The sequence below is a fragment of the Xanthomonas sp. WHRI 8393 genome (assembly GCF_040203315.1).
Lineage (GTDB): Bacteria > Pseudomonadota > Gammaproteobacteria > Xanthomonadales > Xanthomonadaceae > Xanthomonas > Xanthomonas arboricola.
Window position 1 is genome coordinate 411837 of record NZ_JBEGGL010000004.1, and the last position, 19235, is coordinate 431071.

General features: G+C 66.8%; 16 protein-coding genes and 1 other RNA gene. 6 read left to right on the plus strand and 11 right to left on the minus strand.

Annotation, left to right across the window (positions count from 1 at the left end; all coding sequences use genetic code 11):
• Nucleotides 1-52 precede the first annotated feature (52 nt).
• The 5 genes from ABQ137_RS16085 to ABQ137_RS16105 form a co-directional block, all read right to left on the minus strand.
• On the minus strand, nt 53-1654 hold the full coding sequence (locus ABQ137_RS16085) for a rhamnogalacturonan lyase B N-terminal domain-containing protein (protein WP_184519605.1): 1602 nt from the start codon (nt 1652-1654) through the stop codon (nt 53-55).
• A 245-nt stretch (nt 1655-1899) separates the two neighbouring features.
• Nucleotides 1900-2226: a hypothetical protein gene (locus ABQ137_RS16090; protein WP_047129733.1), complete on the minus strand. Its 327-nt coding sequence runs from the start codon at nt 2224-2226 to the stop codon at nt 1900-1902.
• Between the two features lie 157 nt (nt 2227-2383).
• Nucleotides 2384-2779, minus strand: a complete 396-nt coding sequence (locus ABQ137_RS16095) for a ribosomal maturation YjgA family protein (protein ID WP_126966665.1) — start codon at nt 2777-2779, stop codon at nt 2384-2386.
• Nucleotides 2780-2816: 37 nt separating this feature from the next.
• On the minus strand, nt 2817-4097 hold the full coding sequence (locus ABQ137_RS16100) for an amidohydrolase family protein (RefSeq protein WP_349783168.1): 1281 nt from the start codon (nt 4095-4097) through the stop codon (nt 2817-2819).
• Nucleotides 4094-5494: an amidohydrolase gene (locus tag ABQ137_RS16105; protein WP_349783169.1), complete on the minus strand. Its 1401-nt coding sequence runs from the start codon at nt 5492-5494 to the stop codon at nt 4094-4096. Before ABQ137_RS16105 ends, ABQ137_RS16100 begins: the two co-directional genes overlap by 4 nt.
• A 140-nt stretch (nt 5495-5634) precedes the next feature.
• On the opposite strand from ABQ137_RS16105, the gene ABQ137_RS16110 reads away from it, so the two are divergent.
• A complete protein-coding gene (locus ABQ137_RS16110; RefSeq protein ID WP_024938947.1) occupies nt 5635-6195 on the plus strand; it encodes a DUF924 family protein in 561 nt (186 codons plus the stop codon).
• Nucleotides 6196-6485: 290 nt separating this feature from the next.
• Here ABQ137_RS16110 and ABQ137_RS16115 read toward each other — a convergent pair whose 3' ends face one another.
• Nucleotides 6486-7355, minus strand: coding sequence for a hypothetical protein (locus tag ABQ137_RS16115; protein WP_349783170.1), 870 nt, complete (start codon nt 7353-7355; stop codon nt 6486-6488).
• Between the two features lie 166 nt (nt 7356-7521).
• Nucleotides 7522-8448, minus strand: a complete 927-nt coding sequence (grxD, locus tag ABQ137_RS16120) for a Grx4 family monothiol glutaredoxin (RefSeq protein WP_024938949.1) — start codon at nt 8446-8448, stop codon at nt 7522-7524.
• 45 nt (nt 8449-8493) lie between these two features.
• On the opposite strand from grxD, the gene ABQ137_RS16125 reads away from it, so the two are divergent.
• Complete coding sequence (locus tag ABQ137_RS16125) at nt 8494-9285, plus strand: polysaccharide deacetylase family protein (protein ID WP_184611319.1); 792 nt, start codon at nt 8494-8496, stop codon at nt 9283-9285.
• A 288-nt stretch (nt 9286-9573) separates the two neighbouring features.
• Nucleotides 9574-11763 carry a TonB-dependent siderophore receptor gene (locus ABQ137_RS16130; RefSeq protein ID WP_349783171.1) on the plus strand — a complete coding sequence of 730 codons (2190 nt, stop codon included), beginning with the start codon at nt 9574-9576 and terminating at the stop codon, nt 11761-11763.
• Nucleotides 11764-12751: 988 nt separating this feature from the next.
• On the opposite strand, the gene ABQ137_RS16135 is transcribed toward ABQ137_RS16130, so the two are convergent.
• The 3 genes from ABQ137_RS16135 to ABQ137_RS16145 all read right to left on the minus strand — a co-directional run bounded on the left by ABQ137_RS16135 (nt 12752) and on the right by ABQ137_RS16145 (nt 15444).
• Nucleotides 12752-13423 (minus strand): methyltransferase, encoded by a 672-nt coding sequence (locus ABQ137_RS16135; protein WP_184379607.1) that lies wholly within the window; start codon nt 13421-13423, stop codon nt 12752-12754.
• 72 nt (nt 13424-13495) lie between these two features.
• Entirely contained in the window at nt 13496-14173 is a 678-nt protein-coding gene (locus tag ABQ137_RS16140; protein ID WP_349783172.1) for an SGNH/GDSL hydrolase family protein, read from the minus strand.
• Complete coding sequence (locus ABQ137_RS16145) at nt 14173-15444, minus strand: pyridoxal phosphate-dependent aminotransferase (RefSeq protein WP_104553077.1); 1272 nt, start codon at nt 15442-15444, stop codon at nt 14173-14175. Before ABQ137_RS16145 ends, ABQ137_RS16140 begins: the two co-directional genes overlap by 1 nt.
• 153 nt (nt 15445-15597) lie before the next feature.
• Here ABQ137_RS16145 and rsgA point away from each other — a divergent pair, with 153 nt between their 5' ends.
• From rsgA to ABQ137_RS16160, 3 genes are all read left to right on the plus strand, one after another.
• Complete coding sequence (rsgA, locus tag ABQ137_RS16150) at nt 15598-16689, plus strand: ribosome small subunit-dependent GTPase A (protein WP_024938955.1); 1092 nt, start codon at nt 15598-15600, stop codon at nt 16687-16689.
• The gene (locus ABQ137_RS16155; RefSeq protein WP_349783173.1) at nt 16689-17951 is read left to right on the plus strand and encodes a flavohemoglobin expression-modulating QEGLA motif protein; all 1263 of its coding nucleotides are present in this window, start codon (nt 16689-16691) and stop codon (nt 17949-17951) included. The genes rsgA and ABQ137_RS16155 overlap by 1 nt, the downstream gene beginning before the upstream one ends.
• A gap of 237 nt (nt 17952-18188) precedes the next feature.
• Nucleotides 18189-18869: a type 1 glutamine amidotransferase domain-containing protein gene (locus ABQ137_RS16160; protein WP_024938957.1), complete on the plus strand. Its 681-nt coding sequence runs from the start codon at nt 18189-18191 to the stop codon at nt 18867-18869.
• Between the two features lie 66 nt (nt 18870-18935).
• On the opposite strand, the gene ABQ137_RS16165 is transcribed toward ABQ137_RS16160, so the two are convergent.
• A non-coding RNA gene (locus tag ABQ137_RS16165) (sX9 sRNA) lies at nt 18936-19012 on the minus strand.
• Nucleotides 19013-19235: the final 223 nt, after the last annotated feature.

Below are 19235 nucleotides of genomic sequence, written 5' to 3' on the forward strand. Positions count from 1 at the left end.
CTGTGATGCGTGTGAGACCTTGTCTGTCCGGCCATCCCGCTCGCCAAAGTGCTTACAGCGCCACCAACTGGATACTGTCGAACACCACGGCCGGGCTGAGAAAGCCGTTGTCCGGCGATCCCGAGGCGATGCCGATCTCGATCCGGTTGCTGCCCGATTGCAGCGCGGATGCGGGGATGTCCACCTCATACAGCGTGTTGTTGCCGCGCCATGTGCCGCGGGTGATGCCGCGTGTCTTGGGTTGCGTGGGCGTGGCCGGCACCGGGCCATTCCAGCGCGCATTGACGCTGATCTGCGGGCGCGCGCCGACCTGCGTCAGCGGCACGAAGATGCGCAGGCGATAGCCACGCACTTCACTGGAGCCCAGGGTGAAGTCGATACGGGTCGGGGTGTTGATGCCGCGCCATTGCACTGCCGGAAAGCTGCCCGCACTGCTCGATCCAACCGTGTAGGTCACCGGGGTCCAGCGCATGCGCTTGTCGGATGGATGCGCGCGTGGCAGCAGATCCGCATGGCGGAAACCGGCCGGCGTGCCATCGGCCGTGCCGATCTGCCATTTGATGGTCCCCGGCAGCACAACCGCTTGCAGCGCCGCTTGCGTGGTCGCGTTGGCGTGGATCTCCACATCGCGTTGCGCGACTTCCAGTTCGTTCTGGTAGAGCGTCATGCGGTAGCGTCCCGGGCGCACGCCCGCAATCTGGTAATCGCCGCTGCCGTTGGCGGTGGCCCAGTATTGGGCCTGGTCGTTGCGCAGGCCGATCACGGCAGGCTGGCCGGACAGCACGCCGCTCACCCGGCCGCTCAGCGCGCCATGCCCGTCGTTGGCGAGATAACCGGTCAACCCCAGCGTTGCATCGACGAAGGTGGTGTCCAGTTGTGCGCTGGAGGGCGTCCCGCCATCGGTGAACAGCAGCCCGTACACCCCATGCAGGCCACCGCGGAATGCCTCGGTCTGGGTGTGATCGGAATACATGTAGTTGTAGAGCTCATGGGTCACGCGGGTTTTCTGGGTGGCGATGTCCTTGAAGAACGGCCCGCCGGAACTGCGCTCGCGGTTGCCCATCAGCATGAACACCGCCACGCCCGAACCGCTGACGCCGTGTACCTGGTCGTCCATCATGCGGCGCGCCGAATAGAACTTGGAACTGGTGCGTCCGTCCGGCAGCAGGAACACGTCCTCGCCTTCCACCGGGCTGCCGACATTGGAGTCGGGCTCCTGCTGCGCATTGGGCAGCTTGGCAACGTTCAAGCGGGTGACAAAGCGTAGCTCGCCGATCGGCAGCAGCGTCGGTGCATAGGTGGCCATGTAGATCGCGTTGCGGCCCTTGCGTGCAATGTAGTACTGGGTCAGGTCGCCGGCCTTGGCAGAGACCACGATCGTGGCGTCCACCACGCGCGCCTCCACACTGGCGCTGCCCAGGCCGGAGGCAATCTGCGAGCCCTTGGACTCGGTGGTCTGCAGCGCGTTGTCGCGATAACGCATCGAGACGATGTCGCCGTTGCCGGCGTTGACCGCAAACACCAGCTCGGCGCCGGTATCGACAACGACACGGTCGCCGCTGCGGGTGACGCCAAATGCGGCGATGGCCGGCGCGCTGACGCCGCCGTACAGGAACAATGTGCAGGCCAGGATGCGCAGGATAGGGCGGGGCATATCGATCTCCATGCCGAAGTAGGGGCGTCGCTATGGTGCCGACGCGCGATGCTAGGCGGGCGGGACAACGGCGGCGATGGCCGGACCTGCAGAGCGTGCACCGCGTACAAGATGCAGTGCTGAAACGCAGCGCAGTTCACGCTCCCTCTGCGATGCGCAGGCAGGTGGGACGACGCCAGGGCGTTGCGGTGCGCCAGTCGTGCATTGCCACCTGGTGCATCGCAATGCACTTGTCGGGGGTGGCGTCAGCCCAGGGCGTCGCGTGCCGAGGCGATGGCAGCCATCCACTGTTCGCGTTTGCCGATCACGAAACGGTGCTCGCCGCCGTCGTGCAGCTGCACCGCCAGCGATGTCGGCGCCACCGGCAGCAGCCCGAACAGGCGCGTCCAGCGTGGTTGCATTGCTGCAATCTGGCGCAGGTGCACGGTCAACGACCGGGTCTGTATGTTGTAGGGATGCGGCTGAAAGTGCAGTGCATCGGCGGTCAGGATCAGCCGCCCGCCGACCGCTTCCAGCCCGCGTAGCAGGTTGGCCGGCGCCTGGCGCAATACGACGCGATCGATCGAGCGCAAGCCGCCTCCCTGGAACAGCGAGGTCACTGCGACGCGGCGGCGGCGCGGGCACGCCGTTGCTGCCGTTGCCGGGACGGGATGCCAACGCTGTCGATCAGTGTCGATGAGGAGACGCAGAACATGCGGTAGGCCCGAGGGAGTGTATCAATGCAGTTGTTTATCGCTGGGAAGACGCGGCGACGCGGCACGATGCCATATCGCCGATGTACGCCACCCCGCCGCCGACCAGATACATCAGCAGATCGTGCACGGTGGCGGTATTGCCAAGCGCGATGTAGGCCGCGCTGCCCGGGCGCAGCCCGAGCCGGTCGGCCAGATGCAGCGCCTGCAGCCCTTCGATCAGGCACCCGATCGCCACCGCCAGCACGCACGCCCAGCGTGGCGGCAGCGCAAGCACACCGCGCAATCCGCAATACACCAGGATCACCGCCAGCACATCGCCCAGACTGCCGCGCACCCACGGCCCGCCCAGTGTGCCTGCGCCGATCGCCACTTCGATGACAAACACGGCGAATGCGATCAACAGGTAGGTGCAGCGCACGCCCAACGCCATGCGGGTCACCGCGCTCCCATGCGCACGCCGCTCCCGATCATTTCAGATAGGCCCGCGGCAACGCGCCGGCCGGTTGCATGTAACGCTCGCGCAGCTCGGTCTGGCGTGAGCGCATCGGCATGTCGCGACCGCCCAGCCACACCTGCTCGGCGTAGTGGGCGACATCCAGCGGGTCGCCTTCCCACAGCACCAGGTCGGCCTGCTTGCCGACCGCAATGCTGCCGATGCGATCGGCCACGCCGAAGATCTCCGCCGGCACCCGGGTCAGGCCAGCCAGGCCGGCTTCCCACGGCAAGCCATTGGCCACCGCATTGCCGGCCAGCTGGCGTTGTTTGCGCGCGTTATGCGAGGCATCGCCGCTCTGGGCAAAGCTGACCTCCACGCCGGCCGCGCGCAGACGCGCGGCGTTTTCCAGCGTGGCACCGATCTGGTCGAAGGTGGACGGCAGGTCCGCCAGCGCGTCCACCAGCACCGGAACCCCGGCCTGCGCCAGTTGCGGCGCGAGCTTCCAGGCCTCGGCACCACCGGCAATGGCGATGCGCACCTTTTCGCGTTGCGCCCAACGCAGCAACTGGCGGATGTCTGCGGCACGCTCCACCTGCACCACGATGCGGCCTTGCCCGGCCAGGTACCTGGCCAGCACACTGCGGCCGACCGGGGTCAGCAGCGCATGCGGCGAGTCGGCCGGCACGCGTCCGCGCGCTTCGGCCACCAGTTGGTCGAGCAGCATCCATTGCGCGGCGCGCGAGCTGCCGGTGAGATCGGACGCCGCCGCACCGATGCGGATGAACAGGGCATGCGGGCCGAGCGGGTCCGGGCTGCCGTCCAGCCGCACCACGCCGCCTTGCCCGGCGATGAAGGCACCGCTGGTGGTCGCGCCCAGCGCGGTGAAGCCGATGCCTTCCACGCGCGCCACCGGCACCAGCACCGAATCGGGGTTGTAGGCCAGGGTGACGTCGAATTCCGGACGCATCGGCTGGTCGCTGAGCTTGACGCCGCTGTCCACGGTGCTGTCTTCGCCGGAGACTTCTTCGATGCCGATCTCGGTGATGCCGCCGAACAGGGCCGGCGTCAGCGGGCGGCCCCTGGCCTCGACCACGCGGCCATCGGCCGGCACGGCCAGGTTGCTGCCGATCGCGCGGATCATGCCGCCCTGCACCAGCACATCGGTATTGCGCAGCGTGCCTTGTGCGGTGGCGGTATGCACGGTCGCGCCACGGATCAGCACCTGCTGGCCGAATGCGGGCAATGCAAGCACTGCCAGGACCACCGCGAAGATCACGCGCAGACGCGGGCGCATTCCAGTTGTGCGGCTCATCGCGCCACCTCCTGGCCGAGCATGAAGTCCGACACCGGCTGCAGGCGGCGATCGTGGCGGTCGTAGACCTGCGCGCCGTCGATATAGACCTGTTCGGCCAGCGCGTAGGAGCTGAAGGGATTGCCGTTCCACACCACCATATCGCCCATCTTGCCCGGCTCCAGTGCGCCGGTCTGCTGCTCGATGCCAAGCGCCTTGGCGGCATTGCTGGTGAGCCAGCGGATCGCACGCTCGGGTGGAATCTCCATCCCGCTGCGGCGCGCGTTGGCGAGCACCTTGGCCGCTTCCTGATTCAGGCGCTGGATGCCTTCTTCCGAATCCGAATGCACGATGGCGCAGCTGTTGGCCGGCCTGTCGACCAGCGCGATGTTTTCCTGGATGCCATCGAAGGCTTCCATCTTGAAGCCCCACCAGTCGGCCCACAGCGCACCGCAAACGTTCTCCTGCGCCAGCCGGTCGGCCAGCTTGTAGGCCTCCACGCCGTGATGGAAGGCGGCGATGTGAAAGCCGAACTCCTTGGACAGGTCGAGCATGGTCGCCATCTCGTCGGCGCGGTAGCAATGGATATGCACGCGGATGTCGCCGTTGATCGCGCCGGCCAGCGTGTCGAGCTTGAGATCGCGCTTGCCGCCGGCGTCGCCGCTGCTGTCGTTGTCGCCGCCGCTGCTCCACCAATGGCGCTTTTTCGCGGTCTTTTTCTTCGGCGCATTCTTCTGCAGGTACTCGGCCGCATCGATGAAGGCGGCACGGTAGCCGGCCACGTTGCCCATACGCGTGCCGGGGCCACCCTTCTGGCCATACACGCGCTTGGGGTTCTCGCCGCAGGCCATCTTCAGGCCCCATGGGGCGCCGGGAAACTTCATGCCCTGGTAAGTGGTGGAGGCGACATTCTTGAGGGTGACGCCGCGCCCGCCGATCAGATTGGCCGAGCCGGGCAGTACCTGCACCGAGGTGACGCCGCCAGCCAGGGCGGTGCCGAAACCGGGATCCTGCGGCCAGATCGAATGCTCGGCCCACACGTTCGGCGTCACCGGGGCGGTCATCTCGTTGCCATCGCTGTGCGCGCTGACGCCGGGGCTGGGATACACGCCCAGATGCGAGTGCACGTCGATGATGCCGGGGGTCACCCACTTGCCGGTGCCGTCGATGCGGCGCACATCGGCCGGCGCCTCCAGCCCGCGGCCGACCGCGGCCACCTTGCCGTCGCGCAGCAGCACGTCGGCGTCGTCCAGCCGCTGGCCGGTGCCGGTGAGCACGGTGGCGTGCTGGATCAACACCGGAGCGGACGCGAGCGCACGGTAGGTGCTGGGATAGGGGTCTTGCACGAAACGCGATGCCGCAGACACAGGACCGCACAGCACGGCCGCGCCGAACGCGGCGAACAGGATGGAACGCATGGATTTCCCCGGTGCAACGAAAACGTCAGCCGCAAACCTAGCGGCCGGCGGCGTGCTTGCCAAGTGCTGCACCGTCGGCGGCGGCGGGCTCATCACATGCGCCAGTGCATGCTATGCCGTATTCGTCAGGGAATACGTCGATGATCGTCAAGTCAGAGCGCAACAAACAGGCCGATGTGGTACTGGCTTTCTGGGAACTGGCCGGCTCGGCCCGCTGGTTCACGCACAACGATGCGTTTGATGCCAACTTCCGCCAGCATTTCAGCGAGCAGCATTTTGCAGCGGCGCGTGGCGAGTACGCGCACTGGATGGAACGTGCCGAAGATGCGCTGGCCTTGCTGATCCTGCTCGACCAGTTTCCGCGCAACGCGTTCCGCGGCAGCGCGCATGCCTACGCCACCGATGGCTTGGCGCTGTCCTGCGCCAGGCAGGCAATCGCCAGCGGCTTCGACCAACAGGTGTCCGCGCAGTTGCGGCTGTTTTTCTATCTGCCGTTCGAGCATGCCGAAGATCTGCAGGAGCAGGCGCGCTCGGTGCAGCTGATCACCGCGCTGGACGATGCAGAAACCACGCGCTGGGCCGTGGAGCATCAGCAGATCATCCAGCGCTTCGGACGCTTCCCGCATCGCAATGCGGTACTGGGGCGCGAGACCACCGCCGAAGAGCAGCAGTTTCTCGATGACGGCGGATTTGCCGGCTGAGGGAGGCGACGATTGGCCTGCCGCGGTTGCACGCCGCTGTGGCTTTTCCGCGCTGCACATTGCGTATGGCCACGTGCAGCGAGTGGGCGATCGACGCGATCGGTTGATGGCGCACACGCGCATCATGTCGCGCGTTGATCGACATCGTGCGGCGGTGCAATCACACCAATAGCCTTGCACCGACGATGCGAATGACTTGCGCGGCGGCGAGTTGCGCTCTTCCGGATCCGGTGCGTGCCGCAACGTGACGCCGATACCGCTGCGGGCATCGGCCATCGCGCGGCAATCGCTCAACAGCCGCCCATCAAGGCTTCCGAACGCCAGTGCGTGCCTTCGCCGAGCAGCAGGTAGAAGCCGTAACTCTCGTAGCCGCTTTCCGACAGCACGAAGTCGAGCGTGCCGTTGCCGTCGATATCGCCGAACTGCAGCAGGTGCGTACGCAGTGGCAGGTCTTCGCAGTCGTCGCAGCCGTTGGCCGCGCTGCCCTTGCGGAACTGCCAGCGGCTGCCGTCATGCTCGAAGATCGCAAGCACGGCCAGGACACCGGTCGGGTTGTCCGGGTTGCCGGTCCTGGTCGGGTGATGGGAGGTCAGCACGGCCACGCGTCGCTGCGGCTGCCGGGTGTCGGTCACGATCTGCAGCGCCGCCAGATCCTGCGCACGATCTGCAGGGAATGCCGTCAACGCCTGGGCCAGCGCCGCCGGCTTGACGCTGTTGCGCAGCTGCGCAACAGCGCCGGCCTGGCGCAACAGCTCGGCCTGTTCGGCAGCGGTGGCGTCACGGCTGGCAAAGCGCTTGCCGGGATTGAGATCCACCGTCGATAACAGCGGCGAATCGGACAGCGTGCTGGTGCCCTTCAAGCGCAGTCTTGCCGTGCCGCCGCACATGCTGTTGTCGTCGACGCTCAGCGACGCAAGCCGCACGGTACCGCTGGAAACGCCCGCATTGAAGACCTGCAGCGGTTGGCTCAGCAGCGACCTGGGCATGCTGGACTCCTTCGCTACGCCGCTGCCCAGCCACACCGGAATGTATTCCAGTGGGTCTTCGCCCGGCTGGTTGTCGTAGGTCTGTACCAGCATGACCGCGCGTGCCGGCTCGGCGGCCTGTGCGGCCAGCGGCAACAGCGCGGCCAGTGCAAGAGAGAGCAGGCGGGTGTGCATTGCAGCGACGTCCTTGTGCATATCGATCCATGAAAAAACGGACGCTCGGTGGAGCGCCCGTTCGGGGTGTGCACTGTAGCAAACGCTGCTCAAGACCTGGCCGGTGGTTGCGGCGGGCCATCGCCGGATGCGGATTCTCCGCCACCTGCTGTGCCGGCTGGCTTGCTCAGTACTTGGCCACGCCGTTGTCCACCTCGTCCGACCAGGCGTCGATGCCGCCGGTGACGTTGTAGACATTGCTGAAGCCCAGGCCGCGGAAATGCTCGGCCGCCTGCAGGCTGCGCCCGCCGCGATGGCACAGGAACGCCAGCGGGGTGTCCTTGGGCAACTGCTCGATGGCGGCGCGCTCGTGCGCGTCCAGCGTGCGGAACGGCGCGGCAACGCTGGCCAGGGCACGCTCGTCGGCCGGGCGCACGTCCACCAGGGTCAGCGTACCGGCCTTGATGCGGTCGTCGGCATCGCGCACCGACAGCTCCTGCACCGGCTTGGGCGCATTGGGGTTGTCGATGGCCAGGCCACGGCCGCGGATGTCGTCCACCCAGTCGATGGTGATGCCGTCGGCGCGGCGGGCGCTGGCCAGATCGAACTGCACGCGCAGGCCGTTGGATTCGGCCGCGATGGCGTTCGGGTTGGTCGGCGCCAGCTGGAAGTTCGGCTGGAAGTTGGCATCGATGGCCAGCGTCAGCGAGGCATCCGGCGCATCGGCCAGCGCGCCCTTGAGCATCTCGACCGCGGCCGGGGTGATGGTGATCTTGGGCGGAGTCCGGTCTGGCGCCTGCAGGCCCAGCATGCTGCTCAACTCGCCGCTATCGGCCATCTGCAGGATGATGTCGCTGCCGCCGATCAGCTCGCCGTCCACATACAGCTGCGGAATGGTCGGCCAGTCGCCGTAGGCCTTGATGCCTTCGCGGATCTCCTGGTCGGCCAGCACGTTGACGTGGGCATAGTCGATGCCCAGACCGTCCAGCACGCCGACCGCCTTGGCCGAAAAACCGCACTGCGGCATGCCGGGCTGGCCTTTCATGAAGAGCACCACGCGGCTGGATTGCAGCAGCGTATCGATGCGGGAACGCAGGGCGGGATCGAGGGACATGGCAGCACTTCGGTCAGATCGTGGAGTCCGGGCATTCTACGCCGCATGGCATCATGCGGCATGACCACGCTTCAAACGCTGTATCGCATCCCCTCGCACCCGTACCGCTGGGTGGGCCTGCTGGCCCTGTCGCAGGCGGCGGTGGCGCTGCTGTGGTGGCATCTGGGCTGGGCCTGGGGCGTGCCGGCGTTGCTGGTGTCGCACGCCTTGTTCGTGGTGCCGGTGTTCTTGCCGCGCGCGCGCCTGTACGCGCCGGTGCTGGCGCGCCTGCCGGGCCGCGCCCCGCAGGTATGGCTGACCATCGACGACGGCCCCTCCGACGACACCCCGGCGATGCTGGATCTGCTGGACGCCTACGATGCCAAGGCCACGTTCTTCGTGGTCGGCGCGCGCGCCGAGCAACGGCCTGAACTGGTGCGCGAGATGGTGCGCCGCGGGCATGGCATCGGCAATCACAGCCATACCCATCCGCAGGCCTGGTTCTGGGCGCTGGGACCGCACCGCATGGCGCAGGAAATCGGCCAGGCACAGCGCGTGCTGGCCACCATCACCGGGCAGGCGCCGCGGCTGTACCGCTCGGTGGTGGGCATGACCAATCCCTTCGTCGCCTCGCCGCTGCGTGCGCACGGGCTGACCCGCGTGGCCTGGAGCGCGCGCGGTTTCGACGGGGTGCGTTGCGAGCCGCAGGCCACCGTGGCCCGCATCGTGCGCGACCTGCGCCCCGGCGCCATCGTGCTGCTGCACGAAGGCGCCGCGCACGGCCACAACCTCACCATCCTGCGCGGCGTGCTTGACGCGATGCACGCGCGCGGCCTGGCCGGGCGGCGTCCGCTCTGAGGTCCTGCGCACGGCGTGGCCGATGGCGTGGAAGCGGAGCGTGCGTTGCCGGATCCATCGCCCCTGTCGTCGGGAACGCTCTGGTGCGACGCGTCTTTTTTGTTCGCCGGATTGCCCGGAGCTGGCGCTCCTGAGTTCCGGCGTCGACCCGCGCATGTATTGACAGCGATTTAACGCGGATCGAACATGCGCCCCAGCCAGCAAACGGTGCGCGCCTTCCGATGGCGCTGCCGACGCCAGCCTCAATAGCCGTCATCGACGGCCATATTCGCTCCTGAGGCTGACCCCATGTCCCATCGCATCGTCCCTGCGCGCGCGCTTGCGCGTGCGGATCTCCGTTCGCCGCAGCTCCCGCTGGCGTACTCCCTGCTGGCGCTGGCTTGCGCATGGCCATTGGCGGCTGCCGCGCAATCGAGCACGCGCGACCCGGTCGATCTGGACCGCCTGCAGATCGAGGCACACCGCGGGGCCGCGACCGAAGGTAGCGACTCCTACACCGCCGATGTCGCGCGCAGTTCGACCAAGCTGGAGCTGTCACTGCGCGAGACGCCGCAGTCGGTGGTGGTGGTGACACGCCAGCAGATCGTCGACCGCAACCTGCAATCGCTGCAGGACGTCACCGACACCGTGGCCGGCTTCAACTCGCCGACCTGGGACACCGAGCGCACCTACATCAACGCGCGCGGCTTCGAAGTGGACTATTACCGCATCGACGGCATTCCTACCGACTACACCGGCGATGTGCAGCAGAACATGGCGATCTACGACCGGGTGGAAATCATCCGCGGCGCCAACGGCCTGACCACCGGCGCGGGCAGCCCGGCCGCGTCGATCGACCTGGTGCGCAAGCATGCCGACAGCGATGTGTTCACCGGTCGGGTCGATCTGTCGGCAGGGCGTTGGGACCGCTATCGCGGCACCGTCGACCTGCAATCGCCGTTGAACGCCGCCGGCAACGTGCGTGGGCGGGTGGTTGCCAGCTACGAGGACAAGCAGTCGTTCCGCGATTACTACAGCAAGCAATCGTCGCTGTTCTACGGCATCGTCGATGCGGATTTCAGCGATGCCACCAGCGCCTACATCGGCATCAACAAGCAGCGCAACGACGGCCGCGGCGCCACCTGGGGCGGGGTGCCGGCGTACTTCAGCGACGGCAGCCGCACCGATTTTGCACGCTCGGATTCGTTTACACCGCGCTGGGCGCGCGGCGTGGCCGACACCACCAATGCGTTTGCCGGCCTGACCCATCGCTTCGACAACGGTGCGCAGCTGCACGTGGAATATTCGCATCAGCGGTTCGAAGCCGATTGGAAGTCGGTGCTGTTCGGCTACTTCGATTACCCGGACCGCCAGACCGGCCTGGGCCTTGCTAATACTTTTGGCGGGCGCTATCCCGCACTCACGGCGCAAAATAGCCTGGATGCCTACCTCAGCGTGCCGCTGACCTGGTGGGGCCGCAACCACGAACTGGTCGCCGGTGCCACCTGGATGAACCGCAACGTGCGCAGCTGGTCCAACGGGCCGCAGCCACCGCAGGTGCTGACGGCCGAAAGCGTCTATGCCTGGACCGGCAGCATGGCGCAGCCGCAATGGACGCCGCTGGTGAAGGGCGAAGAGCGCGACGTGCGCCAGGTGGCCGCCTATGCTGCCGGCCGCTTCAGCCTGACCGACGCGCTCACTGCCATCGTCGGCGCACGCGTCACCGACTGGAAGAACACCGATCAACTGGTGCCGGCCAATACCTACGAGCGTCGCGGCCGCACCACGCCGTACGCCGGCCTGATCCTGGACGTGGACGACCACCATTCGCTCTACGCCAGCTACACCGGCATCTTCAAGCCGCAAAACAATCGCGACCGTAGCGGGCGCTATCTCGCCCCGCTGGAAGGCAACAGCTACGAGGTCGGCGCCAAGGGCGAATACCTCGGTGGCCAGCTCAACGCGGCGCTGGCGTTGTTCCGTATCGAGCAGGACAACCTGGCGGTCAACGACCCCGGACAATTCGTGCCCGGCACCACCAATCAGGCTTTCCTGGCGGCGAAGGGCACGGTCAGCCAAGGGGTGGAATTCCAGCTCGATGGGCAGCTCTCCGAGCAGTGGCGGATCGCGTTCGGCTTTGCCCAGTTCGATGCCAACGATGCCAGCGGTGTCGACGTCAATCCGACCAGCCCGCGTCGCGAGGCCACCCTGTTCACCAGTTGGCAGACCGGGCCATGGCGCGTGGGCGGTGGCCTGAGCTGGCAGTCGGCCATCCACGAATTGATGTCCGGGCCACAGGGCACAACGCAACGGCTGACCCAGGGCAGCGTGGTGTTGGCCAACGCGATGGCACGCTACGACATCAACCAGGCATGGTCGGCGCAGCTCAACGTGCGCAACCTGTTCGACCGCAAGTACTACGCCAACATCGTCTATCAAAGCCAGTTGATCTACGGCGACCCGCGCGATGTGGAGCTGACGCTGTCCTGGAAGTTCTGAGCTTGCTCCAGACGACAGGCTTTGGCGGCAAGGATGCCGCCACTGAGCCTCCACGCACGGATTCACGGCGTGTCTCGCTAGCGGCCAGCGCGCCGCGTACTCGGCAAACCAGGCCTTTGCCTGCATCCAAACGGCGCGGCGACTCGATCACTTGGTTGTCCCGAAGTGATTGGTCAGCGCGGAGGGGTCAGTTGTAGAGCGGATGATCTGCGACTCGCTGCAGGGCCCTTGCCCGCCCACCGTCGCGGGACACGCCGCAAGTACGTCCCTGTTGGCTCTTACGCGGCATCCATGCCGCGTAAGGTCCCGCGACGGTGGGCGGACAAGGACCAGTCGATAGCGTCGGTATGCATGGCCTTCAACAACGCAACCTACAAATTCTCTGGCGCGGTGCCCTTACCGATTGCGGGACCGTGTGGCGGCAAGGATGCCGCCACCGAGCCTCCATGGACGGATTCACGGCGTGTCCCGCGAGCGGTGAGGGCGCCGCGCACTCGGCGAACTAGGCCTTTGCCTGCATCTAGACAAAGCGGCGGCTCGATGAGTTGGTTGTCCCGAAGTGATTGGTCGGCGCGGATGGATCAGTTGTAGAGCGGCTGATCCGCCGCTTGGCTGCACGGCCCTTGCCCGCCCACCGTCGCGGGACACGCCGCAAGTACGTCCCTGTAGGCACTTACGCGGCATCCATGCCGCGTAAGGTCCCGCGACGGTAGGCGGGCAAGGGCCCGTCGAGATGGTCGGTGTGCATGGCTTTCAACAAGGCAACCAGCGGACTCTCTGGCGCGTGGGACACCGCCCTTGAACAACGTGGCCCGGGATCATCCGCATGACGTCAACAGCGGCTGTCAAAACGACTGCGCGGCCGGTGCCCGGTGCGGCATTTGCTATGCGTACACCCCGGTTTCTGCGTGCCGTCACATCCGTCCGGCGACCGCGCGTTACGTTCTGTCAGTCGTTGTAAAGCGAGCCAGGCACGTTGTGCACGGCCTCAGCGCGGCTCGGCCACGATCAACCAGTTGTTGAACGGCGTGTTGCCATACAACGGCGCAAACGTCGCACGCAGACCGGCGTCATCCAGCTGCGCCTGCAGGCTGTCGCGGGTGGGATAGCTGCGCGGCATGCGCTGCATCCAGCCGCTCAGATGCGCCAGCACGTCGGTCACGCGGCTGGTGCGGCCACGGCTGCTGGCATCGCCCAATGCGCTGCGGATCACCAGCTTCGCGCCCGGCGTGAGCATCTGCGCCACGCTGCGCAGCAGGCTGGCCTGCATGTCGGCCTGCAGATACTGCAGCACGTCCAGAATGGTCACGCTGCCGCGGTGTTGCGGCCAGGCCACGCTCAGATCGACCACGGCAAACTGTGTATTGCCCAATGCCGAGCGCTGCGCGATGTGTTGCGCGCGGCGAATCTTGGACGCGTCCACATCCACCCCGTGATACGCCAATGCCTGGCCATCGGCACGCAATGCGTGCGCGAGCAGGCCCAGCCCGCAGCCCAGATCCAGCACGGGCGCGGTGGTGCTGCGCAACTCGGCCAGCACGCCCGGATACAGCGGATCGGTGCGCAGCTTGGCCTGGGTGTAGTAATAGTCGTAGCGATTGCCCAGCGGATGCGGCGGCAAAAACGCGCGCGCGATCGCCAGCGCCTGCGCGCGGCTCATGGGTTGGGTGGCGGTGCTGTGCAATGTCGTTCCTTGGCAATGAGGCTTGGTGCGCGGCTAGCTTGGGGTCTGCTAAGGCGATTGGGACTGCTCACGCGTGGCGTGGTCCATCCCGATCGCGTTGGCAGCCGCTATCGCATCGCGCGCCGCTGGCAGTGCAAGTGCGGTCCAGCGCGCATACATGGCGCCGGAGGGATGCAGGCCATCGTCGACCAGCATGTCGGCAGCGTCGCCGCCATCGCGGCTGGTGGCGGTGATGTCGACAAAGCGCACCGAGCGCGCGGCGCAGCGTTCGGCGGCTACGCTGTTGAAGGCATCGATCTGTGCGCCGATCAGTGGCGCATCGCCGCCTTGCGTATGCGCAAACGGAGTCAGCCCCCAATCCGGAATCGACAGCACAAACACGCGTGCCGCAAGCCCGCCGGCGAACCCGATTGCACGCTGCAACAACGCATCGAACTGGCTGCGGTATTCGTCCAGCGAGCGTCCGCGGTATTGATTGTTGACGCCGATCAGCAGGCTCACCAGCTCGAACGGCCCCTGCGGCACAGCGGCATCGAGACCGGCCTGCAGCTCGTCGGTGGTCCAGCCGGTGGTGGCGATGATCTGCGGCGGCGCCACGTTCCAGCCGTAGGCACGCAAACCGTCGACCAGTTGCACCGGCCAGCGCTGCTCGGGGGCGACGCCTTCGCCGATGGTGTAGGAATCGCCGAGCGCCAGATAGCGCAGCGGCGTGCCGGCCGCCGCCATCAGGCCACGCTGCGCGACTTGAGCGGCACGACCTTGGTGACCGCCTCGGCGCGGCGTGCCAGGGCGCGGTCGATACGTGCGAACACATCGCGCATTACCGGCGCTTCCGGCATCAGGGTCACGCGGAAGTGGTGGCGGTAGGGCACGTTGAAGCTGGAACCCGGCACCACCAGCACGCCTTCCTCGTTCATCAGGTCGAGCGCGAATTCATGGTCGTCGAAGTTGCGCGCGGCCGGGCCGACCACCGCAGGGAACGCGTACAGCGCACCGGCCGGCGCCACCAGCGACAGGTGCTCGCTGGCCGCGCAGGCCTCGATCACCGCACGGCGGGTTTCGTACAGACGGCCGCCCGGCGCGCACAGCGCCGAGATGGTGTCCGGCCCGTTGACTGCCGCGTCGATGGCGTACTGGCCCGGCACGTTGGCGCACAGGCGCAAGGCGCCGAGTAGGTCCATCGCGTTGCGCAGGTCGTTGATGCGCGACTGCTCGCCCGACAGCAGCGCCCAGCCCACGCGCCAGCCGCAGGCGCGGTGCACCTTGCTCAGGCCGCCGAAGGTGATGCACGGATGCGCACCGGCCAGCGGCGCCACCGGCACGAAGGCGGCGTCGTCGTAGAGCACCTGGTCGTAGATCTCATCGACCATCAGCAGCAGGTTGTGCTTGCTGGCAATGGCCACGATGCGCTCCAGCAGTTCGCGCGAATAACTGGCACCGCTGGGATTGTTCGGATTGATCAGCACGATGGCGCGGGTACGCGAGGACACCAGCGTCTCGATTTCCACCGGGTCCGGTTGGAAGCCATTTTCCGGTGCGCAGCGGTAATACACCGGCCGGCCATCGTTGAGGATGGTGGCGGCCGACCACAGCGGATAGTCGGGCGAGGGCACCAGCACTTCGTCACCGGGATTGAGCAGGGCGCGCAGCGACAGGTCGATCAGCTCGCTGACCCCGTTACCGACAAAAATGCGGTCCGGATGTGCATCCGGGTGCTGGCGCCGCGAATATGCCTTGGCGATCGCCTCGCGCGCTTCCGGCAGGCCCTGCTGATGGGTGTACGGATCGGTGCGGCCCATGTCATCGGCGATCGCGCGCTGCAGGTGCTCGGGCGCACGGAACCCGAACGCGCCCGGATTACCGATATTGAGCTTGATCAGCTTGCGGCCCTGCGCCTCCAGTTCCCGCGCTCGTCGCGCCAGCTCGCCCCGGATTTCGTAGCGGACTTCGGACAGACGCTCGCGGATGGCGAGCGGCTTTTGCGGGGCAGTGGACATGCGACGGGCCGGTTGTAGGCGTGAGGCTTGGCATGGTAGCGGAAATATGACAGGCGGACATGCTTGCATCGGCAACGATGTCAAGGGGCGCTTCAGCCCAGGCGCAAGGCCCGATTGCACAAGCCGCTGCGGCCAGCCAGCTAGAATCGCCCCATGAGCATTGTGTCCCCCGATTACCCCACCCTCCAATCCATTGGCTGGCCCTGGCCTGGCCCTGCCGAGGATCCGGCCTGGCAGGCGCTCTTTGCCGCGCATCCGCAGGCGTTGCCGGCGCGGGTGGTGGAGCAGCACCGCACCGGCTATGTGGTGGCCGATACGCCGGAGGCCGGTCTCAAGGCCGAATCGTTGCCGGAGTGGCAGCGGCCGCGGTTTCCCAGCCATGAGCGGGCGTCGGTGGGCGATTGGGTGCTGATGGAGGGCAAGCGCATCGTGGCCTTGCTGCCACGGCGCACCTCGATCAAGCGCGGTGCGGCCGGCGAGCATTACCACCAGCAGGTGATCGCGGCCAACATTGATACGGTCTTCATCGTGTGCGGGCTGGACGCGGACTTCAATCCGCGCCGCATCGAACGCTACCTGCTGCTGGTCGGCGGCGGCGGTGCCGAACCGGTGGTCGTACTGACCAAGGCCGACCAGACCGAATACGCCGAGGATGCATTGGCCGTGCTGGAGGAACTGGAAGCGCAGAACATCCCGTTGCGCGCGGTCAACGCCAAGGATCCGGACAGCGTGGCGGCGCTGCGGCCGTGGCTGGGCGATGGCCGTACCGCGGTGCTGGTGGGCTCGTCCGGTGCCGGCAAGTCGACGCTGACCAATACCTTGCTCGGGTCGCAGAAGATGAAGACCAATGCGGTGCGCGAGAACGATTCGCGCGGCCGGCATACCACCACCCATCGCGCCTTGATTCCGTTGCCGTCCGGTGCCTGCCTGATCGATACGCCCGGCATGCGCGAGCTCAAGCCCACCGGCGAAGAGGATCTGGCCGAGGGCGGCTTCTCCGATGTGGAAGCGTTGGCGGCGCAGTGCCGCTTCAACGATTGCGCGCATATCGCCGAGCCCGGCTGTGCGGTGCGTGCGGCGATCGAGGCCGATACGCTGGATCCGGAGCGGGTGGCCAATTACATGAAGCTGCGCGTGGAAGTGGCCGCTGCGGCCGAAAAGCTCGCCACACGCCTTGCGCAGAACAACCGGGGCAAGGGATCGGGCCGGCGGCCTGCCAGCGTCGACCGCAACGGACGCCGCTGATGCCGTTGCGCAAGGGGCCGCCGGACATCGTCCACCATGCGGCGCTGGATGCGCGCCTGGTCAAGGCCGTGCGCGGCGTGCGCCTGCTCGCGCTGGCCAGCTGGCCGCGCTCGCTGCAGGAGCCGTTCCTGCAGAGCGTGGCACGTGGGCAGCCGGAGCTGCCGCAGGTGGAGTATCCGCGACTGGAATTCGGCGATACCCGGCGCGAGCTGGCGGCCATTGCCAAGCAGGCCGATCCGCATCACCCGCTGGGCGCCTACCTGATCGACTCGACACATAGCTGGGGCCTGGCCGCCGGCCTGCTGGAATCGCTGGGTACTCCCGCAGTCAGCGATTACTCGGCGCAGCTGTTCGGCGTGCCCGACGACCCGATGCCGGGCAACGGCCCGAGCACGCGCGAGGCGGCGCGGCACTTCATCCAGATCGCGCAGGAGCTGGACCGCGAACTGCTGGCGCCGGAAGAACAGGTGCCGGTGTCGGCGACCGCCCTGCGCATGCAGCTGCAGAACGATCTGGACGCCTTCTTCGAAGGGCGCGTCATCACCGTCACGCTGGATCCGGATCTGCTGGCCAAGGCGGCGGCCGGCGCGCATCGCATCCGCCTGCGCAGCGGCGCCACCTTCAGCGATTACGACCGCGCGCAGCTGTTCCATCACGAGGCGCTGGTGCATTCGCTGACCGCGCTCAACGGGCGCGCGCAGGTGCACCTGCCCAGCCTGGGCATTTCCTCGCCGCGGACCACCGCGACGCAGGAAGGCCTGGCGACGTTTGCCGAGCAGATCACCGGCAGCATCGATATCGAACGCATGAAGCGCATCAGCCTGCGTATCGAGGCGATTGCGATGGCGCGCTCGGGTGCGGACTTCATCGAGGTGTTCCGCTATTTCACCGCAGGCGGGCAGAGCGCGGCGGAAAGCTTTTCCTCGGCGCAGCGCGTATTCCGCGGCGTGCCGACCTCCGGCGGCGGTGCCTTCACCAAGGACACGGTGTACCTGCGCGGGCTGGTGGCGGTGCACACCTTCTTCCGGCATGCGCTGCAGCGCGATCAGCTGCAGCTGTGCCGTTACCTGTTCGCCGGCAAGATGGCCCTGGGCGACGTGGCGCGCTTTGCGCCCTTGTTCGACAGCGGCGTGCTGGTCGCCCCGCGCTGGTTGCCGCCGTGGGTGAGCCGGGTCAGCGGCCTGGCCGGCATGCTGGCGTTTTCGTTGTTCGCCAATCGCATCCGCATGGATCAGCTGCAGCCACCGGCGATGAACGTCTGAAGCCTGCCGCGCAACTTGCGCGCAGTTATTGCGCCAGCGCGGCGGCGCGGCGAAGCTGCCGCTGGCGCGAGTCGGGCAACACCGCGCAGCGCCTGACACGTGCCTGGCAGTGCATTGCTTCCACTGCAAGGCGCTGAACGGTAAGCATCGTGCCGACGCGTTCTACACGATGCTGCAACGGACTGCACCGGACACTGTTCGCCTTGCCCGAGATGGGCCATGACACGAGGCGATACGATGAAAATCCTGATGGTGCTCACTTCCCACGACCAACTCGGCGATACCGGCAAGAAGACCGGCTTCTGGCTGGAGGAGTTTGCCGCGCCGTATTACGTGTTCAAGGATGCCGGCGCAGACATCACCCTGGTCTCGCCCAAGGGTGGCCAGCCACCGCTGGACCCCAAGAGCGACGAGCCCGATGCGCAGACCGAGGCTACCAAGCGCTTCAAGCAGGACACCGACGCGCAGCAGGCTTTGGCCAGCACGCAGCGCCTGGCCGACGTCAAGGCCGATGACTTCGATGCGGTGTTCTATCCGGGTGGCCATGGCCCGTTGTGGGACCTGGCCGAAGACGCGGATTCGATCGCGCTGATCGAGGCATTCGCCGCGGCCAACAAGCCGCACGGCCTGGTGTGCCACGCACCGGGCGCGCTGCGCCGGGTCAAGGGCAGCGATGGCAAGCCGTTGGTCAACGGCCGCCGCGTCACCGGCTTCACCAACAGCGAAGAAGAGGGCGTGGGCCTGACCAAGATCGTGCCGTTCCTGGTCGAAGACGTGCTGACCGAACTTGGCGGCCGCTACGAGAAGGGCGCCGACTGGGGCGTGCATGTGGTCACCGATGGCTTGCTGGTCACCGGCCAAAACCCGGCTTCGTCGGAGAAGGCTGCCGAGGCGTTGCTCGAGTTGTCGAAGCGCTGATTCTGCGGTTGTCGTGTGGTGATGCCTGGACGGCCAACGGAAGACATCGCGGGTTTGATTCAGAGCGGCCAACAAAACGGAGCGAGTAGTCGTCAGGTGATGTACGGACGTCGCGGAGGCACCGGAGTGTACGCGTGGTGCATACCGGTGCCGAGCGGCAGCCGCACCTGTCTGACGGTAAGTGCAGTAGCTTTTTAGCGTCCTTCGTCGTGTGCTTTAAAAGCGCCGCATCGTCCAACAACCGGAAGCAATCCGGTGCTCGCAACCAAACGAACCGGCCATGCTGACTGGTCCTTGTCCGCCCACCGTCGCGGGACCTTACGCGGCATGGATGCCGCGTAAGAGCCTACAAGGACGTACTTGCGG

What these genes read in the sequence shown, in the direction of transcription:
- ABQ137_RS16085 (WP_184519605.1), bottom strand. Translation starts at nt 1,654, where the DNA reads ATGCCCCGCCCTATCCTGCGCATCCTGGCCTGCACATTGTTCCTGTAC.
- ABQ137_RS16095 (WP_126966665.1), bottom strand. Translation starts at nt 2,779, where the DNA reads ATGGCGTTGGGCGTGCGCTGCACCTACCTGTTGATCGCATTCGCCGTG.
- ABQ137_RS16100 (WP_349783168.1), bottom strand. Translation starts at nt 4,097, where the DNA reads ATGAGCCGCACAACTGGAATGCGCCCGCGTCTGCGCGTGATCTTCGCG.
- ABQ137_RS16105 (WP_349783169.1), bottom strand. Translation starts at nt 5,494, where the DNA reads ATGCGTTCCATCCTGTTCGCCGCGTTCGGCGCGGCCGTGCTGTGCGGT.
- ABQ137_RS16110 (WP_024938947.1), top strand. Translation starts at nt 5,635, where the DNA reads ATGATCGTCAAGTCAGAGCGCAACAAACAGGCCGATGTGGTACTGGCT.
- ABQ137_RS16115 (WP_349783170.1), bottom strand. Translation starts at nt 7,355, where the DNA reads ATGCACACCCGCCTGCTCTCTCTTGCACTGGCCGCGCTGTTGCCGCTG.
- grxD (WP_024938949.1), bottom strand. Translation starts at nt 8,448, where the DNA reads ATGTCCCTCGATCCCGCCCTGCGTTCCCGCATCGATACGCTGCTGCAA.
- ABQ137_RS16125 (WP_184611319.1), top strand. Translation starts at nt 8,494, where the DNA reads ATGGCATCATGCGGCATGACCACGCTTCAAACGCTGTATCGCATCCCC.
- ABQ137_RS16130 (WP_349783171.1), top strand. Translation starts at nt 9,574, where the DNA reads ATGTCCCATCGCATCGTCCCTGCGCGCGCGCTTGCGCGTGCGGATCTC.
- ABQ137_RS16135 (WP_184379607.1), bottom strand. Translation starts at nt 13,423, where the DNA reads ATGAGCCGCGCGCAGGCGCTGGCGATCGCGCGCGCGTTTTTGCCGCCG.
- ABQ137_RS16140 (WP_349783172.1), bottom strand. Translation starts at nt 14,173, where the DNA reads ATGGCGGCGGCCGGCACGCCGCTGCGCTATCTGGCGCTCGGCGATTCC.
- ABQ137_RS16145 (WP_104553077.1), bottom strand. Translation starts at nt 15,444, where the DNA reads ATGTCCACTGCCCCGCAAAAGCCGCTCGCCATCCGCGAGCGTCTGTCC.
- rsgA (WP_024938955.1), top strand. Translation starts at nt 15,598, where the DNA reads ATGAGCATTGTGTCCCCCGATTACCCCACCCTCCAATCCATTGGCTGG.
- ABQ137_RS16155 (WP_349783173.1), top strand. Translation starts at nt 16,689, where the DNA reads ATGCCGTTGCGCAAGGGGCCGCCGGACATCGTCCACCATGCGGCGCTG.
- ABQ137_RS16160 (WP_024938957.1), top strand. Translation starts at nt 18,189, where the DNA reads ATGAAAATCCTGATGGTGCTCACTTCCCACGACCAACTCGGCGATACC.